The organism is Chryseobacterium formosum, from assembly GCF_026460885.1.
GTDB lineage: Bacteria > Bacteroidota > Bacteroidia > Flavobacteriales > Weeksellaceae > Chryseobacterium > Chryseobacterium formosus.
The window spans coordinates 1-16,091 of sequence record NZ_JAOVZW010000024.1; the positions used below are offsets into that span (position 1 = coordinate 1).

Sequence of the window (16,091 nt, forward strand, 5' to 3'; positions counted from 1 at the left end):
TTCGCAGGTTCGAATCCTGCTCTCCCCACATTTTATATTAAAAAATCTTGTAGATTTTTAGGTTTATTCCTAAGTTTGTACAGCGTTTACCAATAGTTTTGGAAACAAAATTGCGGAAGTAGCTCAGTTGGTAGAGCGTCAGCCTTCCAAGCTGAATGTCGCGAGTTCGACCCTCGTCTTCCGCTCAACAGAAATCATGCTTTTTAGTGTGATTTTCTTGTTTAAGCCGACTTAGCTCAGCGGTAGAGTGCTTCCTTGGTAAGGAAGAGGTCACGGGTTCAAGTCCCGTAGTTGGCTCATCTTACATCCCGATTTCTTCGGGATTTTTTTTGTCTGAATTTCAAATATTGACTTATCTTAGACATTCAACTCTATATTTAAATTTAAAAGTTTAATATTATTTTAATCAATCTTAATATAAGCTTCAAAATACTTTAGCAATAAGTCTTTAGGAATTCTTACTATTGAACTTAAAAGCTTAATCAAATTAATTCCAGCAAAAAATCTTGAAATTTTCATTAAATTCGTAATTAAATATTTCCCAAATGAATATTCTTTTATTGGAAGACGACCTTATTCTCTCTGCTGAACTAAGTAAGTTTCTAGAATCAAATCAATTTACGTGTGATAAAATCTATGACGGAGAAACTTTTCTTCGTCAGATTAAAAATAATTCCTATGATTTGTATCTTTTAGACATCAATGTTCCGAAGATTAATGGGCTTGATGTTTGTCAGACCGTTCGTTCTTTCGATAAAAATACCCCAATTATTATCATTTCTGCTTACGGCGATATTTCAGATAAGAAAGATGCTTTTACAAGATTGGCAGATGATTATTTGGTGAAACCTTTTCAGTTTGAAGAATTGTTACTCCGAATGAATTCTCTTTTAAGAAGAAAAATATCTTCCGAGAACATCGATTTAGATATTATAAGAATCGATGATTTAATTATCAATAAAACCGAACAGAAAGTTTTCCGTGCGGGAAATGAAATTGCTTTAACCTTAAAAGAATTCCAGCTACTGGTTTATTTGGCGGAAGCACAGGGAAGAACAGTTTCCAAGCAACAGATTACAGAGAATGTCTGGGAACATAATTTTAATACCAATACCAATACCGTAGAAGTTTACATTAATTTCCTTAGAAAAAAGATAGACAAAGAGTATAAAGTGAAGCTCATTCACACAAGATCAGGTTTCGGATATTATCTAAATCCTTTATAGATGTCTTTAAAAAGAAAGATTGCGCTTACTTTAAGTGTTTCATTTTCCTTGCTTTTTGGGATTGTTTTAATCATTATTTATATTTCGTTTAATGATTTCCGGCGTGAAGAATTCAAAGACCGATTTATAAGACGATTAGGATTTACGACCAATTTTATTTCAAAATCTAAAAATTTTGAGGAAGAAGCGCCTATTTTTTTTAATGAAAACTCAGACAACTTTCTTTTAAACGAAACCATCTTAATTTTCAACGGTCAAAAAGAACTTATTTATAGCACCATTAAAGATCAAAAAGTAACTTGGGATAAAAATATTCTTACTGAATTAGATAAAGATAAAGACGTCTATAAAGAAAATACAATTCCGGAAATTTATGCTTCTCTTAAAAATATCAACGGCGAAAATTATTATATCCTTACAAGTGCTTATGATACCAACGGAAGATCGAAACTGGCCTATCTTAAATACCTTTTAATTACAGCATTTATCACCTGTACTTTGTTGATTGGATTTTTCTCCTATTATTTTATGGGAAGATTTCTTCGGCCTTTAGAAGATTTGAATAAAGAAATTTCTGAAGTCACCGCTCATAAACTTACGACACAAATTCCTGTTGAGCAGTCAAATGATGAAATTAGCATTCTTGCAAATTCATTTAATACAATGATTTCAAGGCTGAATGATGTTTTTCAGTCACAAAAAGATTTTACGGCAAGTGCGTCACACGAAATCAGAACGCCGATTACAAGAATGGCTTTTCAATTGGAAAATTTAATTAAGCTCGAACAGCATTCTCCGGAAACACTTTCTGCTTTAAAACAAATGTCCAAAGATGTATATCAACTATCAGATTTAACAAATTCTCTATTACTTCTTACGAAATTTGACAAAGAAAATATTCAAAGCATTTATGAAGAAGTGCGAATTGATGAGGTTATTTTTGAATCTTTTGATCGGGTACAAAAAAGTTATCCCAATCTTAAAATGGATTTCGGTATTTCCGAAGAAACTCAGGAAAATGCATTTCTTACCATTAATGGAGTACAGTCGCTTTTAGATATTGTATTTATTAATTTGCTTAAAAATGCAGCAATTTATTCTGATAACGCCGACGCAAAAATTTTAATCACAGAAACTGAAAGTCAATTAACAGTAGATGTCTTTTCTTATGGAAATACTATTTCAATAGAAGAACAACCCAAACTTTTCGAAGCGTTTATGCGTGGAAATAATTCTCAAAATATTTCAGGCTCAGGTTTAGGTTTAAGAATTGTAAAAAGAATTTTAGAATATCACGGAGCTGATATTTTATACTCATCTCCATCTGAAAATTTAAATAAATTCAGTGTTATTTTTAATAAATAAATTTGCCGTCAATTATTGAGGTTTATAGGCATTATAAAATTCATGCGCATAAGTTCGTTAAATGATGCGCATAACTTTATAAACTCATGCGGGTGACTTTATAAACTCATGCGGATGAATTTTTGAACCATTAAGATTAAATTAAGGAGTTGAGAATAGTTAAGTTGAGCTTTGCTTTAAGCGAATTGCTTCATAAAATCTAATTGATTTTTCCTTAATGAAACTTAACTTGTTCAATCTCCTTAATGGTTCAAAAAAACTTTTCAATTTATTGTAAAAATTACAATTTAATTTTTTTTTAAGCCTCCTTTAAGTTCGTTTTAATCGAGCAGCCGCACTTTTGTCATTAAAATAGAGAGAATGAACAAAATTGCAGGACTGTTCGTGGTTATTTCTTCGGTAATCACTGCGCAGCAGCAAATGTCGCTTTTGGAGTGCGAAAATGCCTTTCAGCAAAATAATCTCCAGCTTCTTGCCGAGCAATACAGCATCAATATGGCAGATGCAGATATTCTGCAGGCGAAAATATGGGAACTTCCACAGATGAACGGTTACATCAACGGATATAATCCTGAAGACAAAAGATTTTTAGACGCCGGAAGAGCAAAAGGTTTCGAAGTTACCCAGTTGATTTACATGGGTGGAAAGAAGAAAAATGAGATTGCTTTCGCAAAATCAAATAAAGAACTTTCACAATTACAGTTTTCACAACTTTTGGTTGAGCTGCGAACTCAGCTTCATACCAATTACTATGATCTTTATTACGAAAAGCTCAAGCTTGAAAATACCAATAAGCAATTAGGTTACATGAATGACCTTCTGAAGGCGTATAAAGTGCAGTCTGCAAAAGGTAACGTTTCTTTAAAAGATGAAGTAAGACTTCAAAGCATTGTTATTCAGTTAAATAATGATAAAGTCGGAATCAATAAAAACATTCTTGAATTTGAGCAAAACTTAAAAGTTCTTACAGGAATTACAGAAAAAATAGAACCTCAGATTTCAGAAGAAGAAGCAAAAGATATTTTGGCGGCTCAACCTTTTGGCGATGAAGCTGAATTGAAAAGAAAAGCTCTCGAAAACAATGCAGATTATTTATTCATTTTAAAACTGATTGATAATTCTAAACTATTTGCACAGTGGCAAAAATCATTGAACGTTCCGGATTTGAATGTCGGAATGGAATACGATCAGGCTTCGGGAACGTTTAACAATGAGATCAATTTAAAAGTGGGAATCCCGATTCCTTTGTGGAAAAGCAATAAAGGAAATGTAGCAAAAGCCAATTTCGCCATTAAACAAAATCAGAAAAATGCAGAGTTCCAAAAACTTGATTTGGAAACAAAAGTAGAATCTGCCTTTCAAATCTGGAAAACCCAATACGAACAGTTAGCCGAAATTAAAGCAACCGACTTGAGTAATCTCGATTTGGTTTATAATGGAATGCTGAAAAATTTCAGAAACGGAAACATCAGTTTAATCGAGTTTACAGATTTCATGGAAAGTTACCGTCAAACGGCACTGCAGATTTATGACATGAAAAACGAACTGATTCAGTCTGCGGAAAAGCTTAATCAATTGGTACAAACTAAAATCTTCTATTAAGTATTAAAATTGCGGTCTTTGCTAAGTGAAACGCCTTTGCGAACTTAAAAACAGCGTGTTATTTAAAAAAATCTTTGCGCCCTTTGCGTTTAAAATAATAATCTAAATGAAAAAAATAATTATACCCCTATTTTCAGCTTTCCTTTTATGGTCATGCTCGAAGCCTGAAATTGCAAAAGCACCCGAACCGAAAGGTTTTGAACTAAGCAATACCATGCTTGAATCTATTTCCACGGCAAAGGTCGAAAACAGATTGATCGAAGATTCTTACAGTTTTTACGGTAAAATTGCGGCAGATGCCAATTCATACATTGATGTTTTCCCTTTGGTTGGCGGAAACGTGATGAGTGTAAATGTTGAGCTTGGAGATTATGTGAAAAAAGGACAGGTTTTGGCAACAATTCGAAGTACAGAATTAGCAGAAATTCAGAAAGATGTAAGTGATGCTAAAACCGATTTGTTGGTTGCACAAAACAATTTGCGTGTTGCCAAAGAAATGTATGAAGGAAAACTAAATACCGAAAGAGATGTTTTAGAAGCAAAAAGTCAAGTGCAAAAAGCTCAGGATCAAATGCATCGATCTTCAGCGGTGAGTACGGTTTACAATGTGAAAAATGGAAATATTTACAGCGTTTTAGCACCAATCAGCGGTTATATTGTGCACAAAGACATCAATAAAGATATGCAGCTGAGAAGCGACCGAAGCGAAAATATTTTCGATGTTGCCAATACAACAAACGTTTGGGCAATTATGAACATCAACGAATCTGATATCAATAAGATAAGCCTTGGAATGCCGGCTCAGGTTTCCACATTGTCTTATCCCGATAAAGTTTTTGACGGAAAAATTGATAAAATATTTAAAATTATCGATCCGCAAACCAATGCGATGCAGGCAAGAGTAGTTTTGGATAACGCAAACGGATTGTTGATTCCCGACAGTAAAGCAACGATTAAAGTTTCTAAATCTGAGGACAAAACTGCACTTTCAATTCCTTCAAAAGCGGTTATTTTTGATGACAACAGAAGTTATGTGGTGGTTTTCAAATCAAGAACGGATGTGAAGATAAAAGAAATTCAGGTTTTAAAACAGCTTGGAGAAGTGACTTACATTTCAGAAGGGCTGAAAGAAGGTGAAGAAGTGATTACCAATAATCAATTGTTGATTTACCGTTCGCTAAACAATTAATTTATTTCAACCATTAAGATTTGAGATCAATAAGCAATTGAGAATTAGCCTATTATTTAACCACAGCATCATTTGATGTTACTTAATTCAGCTTTAAATTTCATTTTCTTAATGGTTTTAAATCATTTAGATAAAATTAAAAACTTAGGTATTAATCTGATATCTAAAGTCTAACATCTAATTTCTATCATGAATAAATTCATAAAAAATATAATTTCCTTTTCACTCAAAAATAAAGCATTTACCTTCATTTGGGTCGCAATTTTGGCGGTGGCGGGATTTATCAGTTTTAAAAATATGCCGATTGAGGCATTTCCTGATGTTACGAATACTCAAATCGTGATAATCACCCAATGGGACGGAAGAAGTGCCGAAGAAGTCGAACGTTTTGTAACCACACCGATTGAATTGGCAATGAGCCCGGTTCAGAAAAAAACAAGTGTGAGAAGTACGACGATGTTTGGGCTTTCCATTGTGAAAATTCTTTTTGATGATGGCGTAGATGATATGTTTGCCCGAAATATGGTCAACAATCAGCTTCGAAACATCAGTCTTCCTGAAGGAATTGATCCGGAAGTTCAGCCACCTTATGGCCCGACAGGTGAAATTTTCAGGTATACTTTGGAAAGTAAGAAAAAAGATTCCCGGGAATTATTGACTTTACAGAATTGGGTTATTGACAGAGCGCTTCGTGGTGTTCCCGGAGTTGCAGACATCAATGTTTTCGGAGGTCAGGATAAAGTTTTTGAGCTGAGTATTGATCCTAGAGCTTTGGATAAATACAACTTAACACCGCTTCAGGTGTATGAAGCTGTGACGAAAAGCAACTTAAATGTCGGTGGAGACGTTATCGAAAAAAACGGACAAGCCTATGTCGTTCGAGGAATTGGTTTGGTGCAATCAACGGATGATATCGCCAATATTACGATTCAAAATGACAATGGAAATCCTGTTTTAGTAAAAAATGTTGCTGAAGTACATGAAAGTTCACGACCAAGAGTTGGACAGGCTGGATTAAACAATCAGGATGATACCGTTGAAGGAATTGTCGTGATGAGAAAAGGTGAAAATCCGCGTGAAGTTTTGGTGGGTGTAAAAGCTAAAATTGCAGAACTGAATGAAAAAATCCTTCCGAAAGATGTAAAAATGGTGACGTTTTACGACCGTGATCATTTGATGGATTTCACCACGGAAACTGTAATGCACAATTTACTGGAAGGAATTATCCTTGTAACGGTTATCGTTTTAATATTCATGGCAGACTGGCGAACGACGCTTACCGTTTCCATTATTATTCCGCTGTCTTTGCTTTTTGCATTTTTATGTTTAAAACTTTGCGGGATGAGCGCCAATTTACTGTCTCTTGGAGCAGTAGATTTCGGAATTATCATTGACGGAGCCGTCGTTATGGTGGAAGGGATTTTTGTAATGCTCGACCACAAAGCCAAAAAATACGGTCCGGAAAGATTCAACAAAATGGCGAAAGCAGGTTGGATTAAACAAACCGGAACAGGATTAGGAAAGGCTATTTTCTTTTCTAAATTAATCATAATCACCTCATTGATTCCGATTTTTGCATTTCAGAAAGTGGAAGGGAAAATGTTTTCTCCTCTAGCATTTACGCTAGGTTTCGCTTTGATGGGGGCTTTGATTTTTACGTTGACTTTGGTTCCGGTATTAACGCATTTGCTTTTAAATAAAAATGTAAGAGAAAAGAACAACCCATTTGTGAATTTCTGGGACAGAATTGTTTTGAAAGGTTTTAGGTTCACATTTAAAAATAAGAAAATTAGTCTAATTGTTTCCATTTCAATTGTTGCAGTGGCTTTATTTTCAGGGAAATTTTTAGGAACAGAATTTTTACCTCAATTAAATGAAGGCTCGCTTTGGATTACTGCCGAAATGCCGATGAGTTCATCTTTAAAAGAATCTTTGAAAACTGCAGATATTTTGAAGAAAGATATTATGAGTGTTCCCGAAGTGACTGATGTTTTGGCTCAAACCGGACGAAGCAACGATGGAACAGACCCGAACGGATTTGGATTTGTGCAGTTTGCGGTTAATCTAAAAGATAAAGATGAATGGACTCGAAAGATTAGTTACGAACAATTAACGGAAGAAATTGATAAAAAACTGAGTAAATATCAGGGAATTACTTTCAATTATTCTCAACCTATTTCTGATAACGTTGCTGAAGCAGTTGCCGGATTTAAAGCTGAAAACGGAATTAAAATCTATGGTGACAATCTCCAAACTTTAGATGAATTGGCAGATAAAGTTTTAAAATCAATCAAAGATGTTGATGGAGTTCGTGATGCCGGAATTATTAAAAATATTGGTCAGCCCGAAGTAAATGTGGTTTGGGACAGAAATAAAATGGCAGCATACGGCGTAATGCCTGAAGATGCGCAAACCGTTCTGGAAATGGCTTTTGGTGGAAAAACGGCTTCTGAAATGTATGATGGTGAAAGAAAATTCCCGATTCGTCTGAGATATTCTCACGAGTACAGAAAAGATGAGAACGACATGGCTTCACTGATGATTCCTACGCAGGACGGAACGATGATTCCTCTGAAAGAAGTTGCAACTATCGAAAAAAACAATGGTGCTGCGTTTATTTATCGTGATGATATCAAACGTTATATTGGGATTAAATTTTCAATTCGTGACCGTGATTTAGGTGGAACAATTTCTGATGCCCAAAAAGAAGTGGCGAAAATTGATCTTCCTGAAGGGTATAAAATAGGGTGGACCGGTCAGTTTGAAAACCAGCAGAGAGCAACGAAAAGATTAACGGAAATAGTACCCATCAGTATTTTAGGAATATTTTTCTTGTTATTTATCCTTTTCGGAAACATGAAAGATTCATTCTTAGTTTTGGCAAATGTACCTTTTGCTTTAATTGGTGGAATTATTGCGCTGCATTTAACAGGAATGAATTTTGGAATTTCTGCCGGAGTCGGAATGATTGCTTTATTAGGAATCTGTATTCAAAACGGGGTAATTCTAATCACAGAATTTCATCAAAATATTAAAGACGGGTTAAAATTGGATGAAGCTGTTTTGAGTGGAGTAAAATCCCGAACAAGACCTGTAATTATGACTGCTTTAATGGCATCCATCGGATTATTGCCGGCTGCACTATCCACAGGAATTGGTTCTGAATCTCAAAAACCTTTGGCAATTGTTATCATTGGAGGTTTAATAACAGCAACGGTTCTTACCTTGTTAATATTCCCAATCATCTTTTGGATTTTTAACAGATCCAAAAAGACCGAGGAAATTATTTAAAAATTATCTTTCATTTACATTATATAGTTAGAAGGGCTGAAAAATTAATTTTTCAGCCCTTCTTTAATAATAAAAACTATGTTTGAATGTGTATTTAGAAACCAAGACCTACTGTAAATCCTCTTACAGCATTAGGATAGTTTGCTAAAGAAGCTGCAGCTCCGGTTGTTGTATTTACAGTGTATAATTTTGTTTCTGCACCAACTGTTGCAACTAAATATGCTTTTTGGCTTGTACTTCCGATATCAAAACCATTGGCTCCTGTGATATTTAATCCTAAAGCACCCACTTCAACCAATGTTCCATTGTTTGGTGGATTTTGAAGATATAATTTATCCGTAGAATGATCAATTACAAATAGGGAAGTACTTGTTGCTCCTGCAAAGTTATTGGTATAGGCTGCAGAACCTAAGGTTGGAGTTCCAGGGTTAATTGCTCCGTCAACTGCGGTAACAGCTCCTGTAACTGGATCTAATCTTAAATTTTGTCCCAAATTACTTACAACTCTGATTTTATCAACTGTCGGATTAAAATCAAAACCGAATTCTGTTCCGACAAGTGCCGTAGTAAGTGCTCCTGTTCCAACTTGAGTTGCTGCTCCGGTTCCTAAGTTAATTGTATAAATTCTGCTTGAATTTCCTAAAGCGTATAATTGTCCGTTTAACGGTCTGAAATCAATACCTAAAATATTTTCTCCTGTCTGAAGTCCTGTGATAGCTTTAGCTACAGGTTGAGGATTATTAGGATTAAAAATTTGAAGAGCATTTGCTTCATTTACAGCGTAAGCTACAGCATTTGTAGGAATGGCTAAATCAAGAATTTTCTGTGAAAGGTTTCCGATGTTTGTTGCTTTTCCGTTAGATAAATCAACTCTGTAAAGACTGTTTTGGCTTCCAGATGTTGCCGCCATTAATGCAACAGTACTTTCTGGATTAATGTCGAAAGCAGCTTGTCCTGTAAAAGTAATACCTAAACTTCCTACTTCCACTAAAGTTCCGTTGTTTGGAGGATCTTGTTTAAATAGTTTTCCTGAAGTTGCATCTAAATCATATAAAACGGTTGATGCAGCTCCTGAAACACTATTTGTATAAGCAATACCCATAATAGATGAAGAAGTTGCAATACTTGTGTCCATTGCGGCAAGAGCTCCAGTTTCAGGGTTTAGACGAAGATTTTGACCGGTATTTGTTACCAATCTGATACGGTCTACTGTTGGATTAAAATCAATTGAAGTAACCGTTCCTGAAATTGCAGGGGTGAAAGCTGTTGTACTCACAGGTCTTGCGCTTCCCGTTGAGGTATTGATAATATAAAACTTACTTGCATTAGAAACAGCATAAAGCTCTCCTGTTGCAGGTCTGAAATCAATACTTAATAATTTTTCACCAGATGGTAAACCAGCAATTGCTTTAGTTGAGGCAAAGGAAGCAGAATTGTTTGAGTTGAAAGCAACCAACTGATTGTTGTCGATCAATCCATAGACCATCATGTCGGGAGCTGGAGTAATCAATTCTGGAAGCATTTCAGCCACATCATCGTCACAAGAGATTACCGAGACAAAAGTAAATGCAGCTAAGCAGATGTAGGATAGTTTTTTCATAATAATTTATTTTAAGGTTTTGTAATTCTATATACGAGGCAAAAATAATGCTGGATTTTAATAAACAGTTTTTTTTAAAACATTTTTTTGTTTAAATTTGCAATTCTGTTTACAGAAAACACCACGGTTTGTAACTTTCTGGGTTTAATATAAAACTTTTTTTCATAAAAAGATTTTGGTATATAAAAATTCATTATATTTGCACACCGAAAATTTGAATAAAACAATAAAATAAATAATTTAAATCATGGCAAAGGAAACGTTTAATCGTAACAAACCACACTTGAACATTGGTACTATTGGTCACGTTGACCATGGTAAAACTACACTTACTGCAGCTATTTCTGCTGTATTGGCGAGCAAAGGTCTTGCTGAGAAGAAAGATTTCTCTGCTATTGACTCTGCTCCAGAAGAAAAAGAAAGAGGGATTACTATCAATACTGCTCACATCGAGTACGAAACTGAAAAAAGACACTACGCTCACGTTGACTGTCCAGGTCACGCGGATTACGTAAAGAACATGGTAACTGGTGCTGCTCAGATGGACGGTGCTATCGTTGTATGTGCTGCTACAGACGGACCAATGCCTCAAACTAGAGAGCATATCCTTCTTTGTCGTCAGGTAAACGTACCAAGAATCGTTGTTTTCATGAACAAAGTTGACATGGTTGACGATGCTGAGTTATTAGAGCTTGTTGAAATGGAACTTAGAGACTTATTGTCTACTTACGAATTCGACGGAGATAACTCTCCAGTAATTCAAGGTTCTGCTTTAGGTGCTCTTACAGCTGCTACTGCTGAAGGAGGTGCTAAAACTGATGACCAATGGTTCAAATCTGTTGAGCAATTAATGGATGCTGTTGACGAATGGATCGAGCAACCACCAAGAGATACTGATAAGCCTTTCTTGATGCCAATCGAAGACGTATTCTCTATTACAGGTAGAGGTACTGTTGCAACTGGTAGAATCGAAGCTGGTATTATCAACACAGGAGATCCTGTAGATATCATCGGTATGGGTGAAGAAAAATTAACTTCTACTATTACAGGAGTTGAAATGTTCAGAAAAATCCTAGATAGAGGAGAAGCTGGAGATAACGTAGGTCTATTGTTGAGAGGTATTGAAAAAACTGACATCAAGAGAGGTATGGTTATCGCTAAGAAAGATTCTGTGAAGCCTCACAAGAAATTCAAAGCTTCAGTTTATATCCTTTCTAAGGAAGAAGGTGGACGTCATACTCCATTCCACAACAAATATCGTCCTCAGTTCTACGTAAGAACTACTGACGTTACAGGTGAGATCTTCTTACCAGAAGGTGTAGAAATGGTAATGCCTGGTGATAACTTAGAAATCACTGTAGAATTGTTACAACCAATCGCTCTTAACGTAGGTCTTAGATTTGCGATCAGAGAAGGAGGTAGAACAGTTGGTTCAGGTCAGGTAACTGAAATCTTAGACTAATCATCTTAAAATAAATTAAAGTTCCGTAAGGAAACTTACGGAACTTTATAAATCTACGGGCATCGTCCAATGGTAGGATACCGGTCTCCAACACCGTTGATCAGGGTTCGAATCCTTGTGCCCGTGCAAATATAAATTATGAGTGCATTTGTCGATTTTTTAAAAGGTTCTTATAACGAATTTAGACATAAAGTGGAGTGGCCAAAATGGTCAGACTTACAGTCTTCTACTATTGTAGTTACTGTTGCAACTGTTATTTTAGCGTTATTTACTTTCGGCGTTGATGAGTTGTTTTCAAAATCAATCAGCAACATCTTAGGAATATTAATTAACAGCTTCAACTAACAAAAAGTAATTTCCCATAATGAGCGAATTAAAATGGTATGTGCTGAAAGCAATCAGCGGACAGGAAAATAAAGTGAAAAACTATATTGAGACGGAAATCAAACGTTTAGGATTTGAGCAGTACGTTACTCAGGTGGTTATTCCTATGGAAAAGGTAATTCAGCTTAGAAATGGCAAGAAAGTTCCTAAAGAAAGACCTTATTACCCAGGTTATCTGATGGTTGAAGCAGACTTAATGGGAGAGATTCCTCACGTAATTAAAAATATTCCGGGTGTAATTTCTTTCTTAAGCTTAACTAAAGGTGGAGATCCTGTACCGATGAGAAAATCTGAGGTAAACAGAATGTTAGGTAGAATGGATGAACTTTCAGAATTTGCTACTGATGCTGAAATTCCGTTTATCGTTGGTGAAAACGTTAAAGTGATCGATGGTCCTTTCAACGGATTCAACGGAACAGTTGAAAAAATTCTTGAGGATAAGAAGAAAATTGAAGTTTCAGTTTTAATCTTCGGAAGAAAAACTCCAATGGAGTTGAGCTACATGCAAGTAGAAAAAGTATAAAACAATACTTAATTATATAAACCACCTTTTTTAAAGGTGGTTTTTTTATGCCGTAATCATAAGTATGTTTAGAACGAGTTATTATTTAAATAAAACTGTTAGTTAAATTTAATTAGGTATAATAAGATTAATTGTTTTGCCATCTTTCATGATAGGCATCTGGTCTGGTGCAATGGTATTCGGTAATACTTTTAGATTCATTATCTGTAGTATGATCTAAAATTAATTTATTTCCAAATGTATCCAGCAAAATGTACGATGGTCTATAATGATTAGAATCTTGTATTTGTCCGCAAGCAATTCCGTTTTGAACCACTGTTATGCTTTCGTACTCTGGTTTTGTAATAATGTTAGAGCTTTCATCTTTCAATCCGTACAGAAACTGCTCAGTTTCTCCTTCTTTATTTGCTTTAATCTGAAAAGGAAAGACCCTTCTCTGATTTCTGAAAAACTGCTTTATTTCGCTAAAATCGCCTTTTAGATCAGAAATGATCACTTTTTTATCTGGAGCAATCAGTTGTGTGAGATTTTCAGCTTTAGCAATAAAATAGTTTCCGTAATTTCCCTCATTGTCAAAAAAACTTTCAATGTTTTTATAAATCGTAGGTAGAATAGATTTCCCTTTATAATTGATAAGCCCATATTTATTGTTACTTATTACTATGATGTTTTCTCCATAGTTTCGAATTTCATCATATATAAATGGTGTGAGTATTTTTCCATCCCGGCTTATTATCCCGCTTTTCTTAAAATTGTCCGTTTTGGCTGTAGCATAATTATAATTCTCAAAACTATCAATCATGTCATAAGTCGGTTTGGCAAGTATTTTTCCTGACTCATCCATAATTCCCCATTTTCCATTTTGTGAAAAAACAATTCTGCCATTTCGGACATGAGAATTTTCTGCTGTTATAGCAATTTTCATGAAATCTTTTGTGAAGTAAACTATAGAATCATTATGTTTTCTTGCATAAAAATTCATCAGCTTATCTTCTTTTCCGGAAGAAAGGCCTACATCTTTATAAATGCTGTCAATTACCAATTTTCCCGTACTATTAATAAGACCAAAGTTTTTATCATTTTTAATCGTGTAATATTCATCTGAGGATTTTCCGAGATAATTTGCTGTGATGATCGTTTTCCCGTCTTTTCGTAAAAGTGTATATTTTTCTCCGGATCGTACTATGAAAACATCCATGTCATTTCCGTAATTAGAGTAGTTATCTTGGTCTGAAAAATTGTAATTGATATTAATTTTCACATCACTCAGTCTTTCACCTGTTTGTTGATTAAGAAGATAACGAGCGCCATCTTGTTGCCCAAAAAGAAAGTTCTTGTGCTCATTAATGTAGTAGAAGATAAAATCAGTGAGCTGCTTGCCATCTTTGTTTATCAGAGCCCATTTACCATTGTTTTTTATTGCAGTGACTTTTTTAAATGACAAAATATCGTCAAATTCTGTAGGAATTATTTCCGTTCCGGATTTATCAATTAACCCTTTTTTATTACCAGAGGTTGTTACTATTGAAGCATAAGGATTAAAGAATGGCTCAGAATTATTATAAGCAAAATAAAATGTAATGTCATCATAATCTTTGTAAGTCAACATATTTCCATTGATGTCTAAAAGACCTGTAAGGTTTACATTACCTAAATTTCCGGTTCTGGGATGTTTTCTTTGAGCAGTATATGTTGCTTTGCAAATGCCATCGTGAAAATCTGTCAGGAAGATATACTTTGTTTCTATCACTTCATTTCCGTTTTCATCGATATATCCCCACCCTTTGTATTTCTTAAATACTTTTGCCAGTTTCTTTAAAGGTTTTTTCTGTGCGACAAAAAAGTCACCTACAAGATCATATTTTCCAGATTTTGCAATTTCAGGTAAAATATTTTCTGAATTTTTATTCTTAGTTAAATCTGATTTTTGACTAAAAACAAGAATGCTGTTAAAAAAAACTGACAGAAAAAAGATGATTCTTATTAACATATTTTTGCAGGATTGATTTATCTAAAGTAAAAAAATAAAAGTAATAATTTGAAATGCTATTTAAATGTAATATAGAAGGCTGACTGATAAAATTATTTAGCAAGTAAATTTATTAAAATGAATTTCGATATTTTATTATTAAATAATATTTAATTTCTGAAATTTAATGAGTTAAGTATTTGCTAATTAAAATTTATTTCATAATTTTGCAGTCCGAAAAGTAGGTTTACTTTATGTGAGTGCGGTAACCTGCTGAATAATAAATGCTTCCAAACTCATTAATTATTCAAATTTAAAAAACAAACAATGGCTAAAAAAGTCTTTAAAATGGTTAAGCTCCAAGTAAAAGGAGGAGCAGCAAACCCATCTCCACCAGTAGGTCCAGCTTTGGGTTCTGCAGGTGTGAACATCATGGAGTTTTGTAAGCAATTTAACGGAAGAACTCAAGATAAGCCAGGACAAGTTTTACCTGTAGTAATTACAGTATACGAAGACAAATCTTTTGAATTCGTAATTAAAACTCCTCCTGCAGCAATCCAGTTAATGGATGCGGCTAAAATCAAGGGTGGTTCTGGAGAACCAAACAGAAACAAAGTAGGTGCTGTATCTTGGACTCAGGTTCAAAAGATCGCTGAAGACAAGATGACTGATCTTAACTGTTTCACAATGGATTCTGCAGTTTCTATGGTTGCAGGTACTGCAAGATCTATGGGATTAAGAGTAACAGGAACTAAACCAACTTTTAACGCTTAATACTTAGAGAAATGGCAAAATTGACTAAAAAGCAAAAAGAAGCTGCTAGCAAAGTAGAAAAAGGAAGAATCTATAACCTTGAAGAAGGTTCTGCTCTTGTAAAAGAGGTGAACACTGCAAAGTTTGATGCTTCTGTAGATATCGCTGTAAGATTGGGTGTAGATCCAAGAAAAGCAAACCAAATGGTAAGAGGTGTAGTATCTCTTCCTCACGGAACTGGTAAAGATGTTAAAGTTTTGGCTTTAGTAACTCCAGATAAAGAAGCAGAAGCTAAAGCGGCTGGTGCTGATTATGTAGGTCTTGACGAATATTTACAAAAAATCAAAGAAGGTTGGACAGATGTTGACGTTATCGTTACAATGCCGGCTGTAATGGGTAAATTAGGACCATTGGGTAGAGTATTAGGACCAAGAGGTTTAATGCCTAACCCGAAATCAGGTACTGTTACTATGGAAATTGGTAAAGCAGTAACTGAAGTAAAAGCTGGTAAAATTGACTTTAAAGTAGACAAATACGGTATTATCCACGCTGGTATTGGTAAAGTATCTTTCGATGCTGCTAAAATCAAGGAAAATGCTCAGGAATTGATCTCTACTTTGATCAAAATGAAGCCAACTGCAGCTAAAGGTACTTATGTGAAGTCTATCTATTTGTCTTCTACAATGAGTCCTGGTATTGCAATCGATACTAAATCTGTTAACTAATA

At 34.7% G+C, this 16,091-nt stretch carries 12 protein-coding genes and 3 tRNA genes; 13 read left to right on the forward strand and 2 right to left on the reverse strand.

Annotated features, from left to right (window positions below; all coding sequences use genetic code 11):
- Positions 1-112 precede the first annotated feature (112 nt).
- The 7 genes from OF897_RS18190 to OF897_RS18220 all read left to right on the forward strand — a co-directional run bounded on the left by OF897_RS18190 (position 113) and on the right by OF897_RS18220 (position 8,673).
- Positions 113-185: transfer RNA gene (locus tag OF897_RS18190), tRNA-Gly, on the forward strand.
- Between the two features lie 40 nt (positions 186-225).
- Positions 226-297, forward strand: a tRNA-Thr gene (locus OF897_RS18195).
- Between the two features lie 248 nt (positions 298-545).
- Positions 546-1,226: a response regulator transcription factor gene (locus tag OF897_RS18200; RefSeq protein ID WP_267267096.1), complete on the forward strand. Its 681-nt coding sequence runs from the start codon at positions 546-548 to the stop codon at positions 1,224-1,226.
- Positions 1,227-2,591, forward strand: coding sequence for an ATP-binding protein (locus tag OF897_RS18205; RefSeq protein ID WP_267267097.1), 1,365 nt, complete (start codon positions 1,227-1,229; stop codon positions 2,589-2,591). It abuts the gene before it with no gap.
- A gap of 360 nt (positions 2,592-2,951) precedes the next feature.
- Entirely contained in the window at positions 2,952-4,193 is a 1,242-nt protein-coding gene (locus OF897_RS18210) for a TolC family protein (protein WP_267267098.1), read from the forward strand.
- A 106-nt stretch (positions 4,194-4,299) separates the two neighbouring features.
- The gene (locus tag OF897_RS18215; RefSeq protein WP_267267099.1) at positions 4,300-5,382 is read left to right on the forward strand and encodes an efflux RND transporter periplasmic adaptor subunit; all 1,083 of its coding nucleotides are present in this window, start codon (positions 4,300-4,302) and stop codon (positions 5,380-5,382) included.
- A gap of 189 nt (positions 5,383-5,571) precedes the next feature.
- A complete protein-coding gene (locus tag OF897_RS18220; RefSeq protein ID WP_267267100.1) occupies positions 5,572-8,673 on the forward strand; it encodes an efflux RND transporter permease subunit in 3,102 nt (1,033 codons plus the stop codon).
- Between the two features lie 94 nt (positions 8,674-8,767).
- Here the strand turns inward: OF897_RS18220 and OF897_RS18225 are convergent, their stop codons facing one another.
- Positions 8,768-10,273 (reverse strand): DUF4394 domain-containing protein, encoded by a 1,506-nt coding sequence (locus tag OF897_RS18225; RefSeq protein ID WP_267267101.1) that lies wholly within the window; start codon positions 10,271-10,273, stop codon positions 8,768-8,770.
- A gap of 247 nt (positions 10,274-10,520) precedes the next feature.
- On the opposite strand from OF897_RS18225, the gene tuf reads away from it, so the two are divergent.
- The 4 genes from tuf (at position 10,521) to nusG (ending at position 12,642) form a co-directional block, all read left to right on the forward strand.
- On the forward strand, positions 10,521-11,735 hold the full coding sequence (gene tuf, locus OF897_RS18230) for an elongation factor Tu (RefSeq protein ID WP_076452082.1): 1,215 nt from the start codon (positions 10,521-10,523) through the stop codon (positions 11,733-11,735).
- Positions 11,736-11,790: 55 nt separating this feature from the next.
- A tRNA-Trp gene (locus tag OF897_RS18235) sits at positions 11,791-11,861 on the forward strand.
- A gap of 12 nt (positions 11,862-11,873) precedes the next feature.
- Positions 11,874-12,080 carry a preprotein translocase subunit SecE gene (gene secE, locus OF897_RS18240; protein WP_267267102.1) on the forward strand — a complete coding sequence of 69 codons (207 nt, stop codon included), beginning with the start codon at positions 11,874-11,876 and terminating at the stop codon, positions 12,078-12,080.
- Between the two features lie 19 nt (positions 12,081-12,099).
- Entirely contained in the window at positions 12,100-12,642 is a 543-nt protein-coding gene (gene nusG, locus OF897_RS18245; RefSeq protein WP_034679142.1) for a transcription termination/antitermination protein NusG, read from the forward strand.
- Positions 12,643-12,769: 127 nt separating this feature from the next.
- Here the strand turns inward: nusG and OF897_RS18250 are convergent, their stop codons facing one another.
- Positions 12,770-14,632: a WG repeat-containing protein gene (locus tag OF897_RS18250; protein WP_267267103.1), complete on the reverse strand. Its 1,863-nt coding sequence runs from the start codon at positions 14,630-14,632 to the stop codon at positions 12,770-12,772.
- A gap of 306 nt (positions 14,633-14,938) precedes the next feature.
- Here OF897_RS18250 and rplK point away from each other — a divergent pair, with 306 nt between their 5' ends.
- The gene (rplK, locus tag OF897_RS18255) at positions 14,939-15,385 is read left to right on the forward strand and encodes a 50S ribosomal protein L11 (protein WP_267267104.1); all 447 of its coding nucleotides are present in this window, start codon (positions 14,939-14,941) and stop codon (positions 15,383-15,385) included.
- Between the two features lie 11 nt (positions 15,386-15,396).
- Positions 15,397-16,089, forward strand: coding sequence for a 50S ribosomal protein L1 (gene rplA / locus OF897_RS18260; protein ID WP_267267105.1), 693 nt, complete (start codon positions 15,397-15,399; stop codon positions 16,087-16,089).
- Positions 16,090-16,091: the final 2 nt, after the last annotated feature.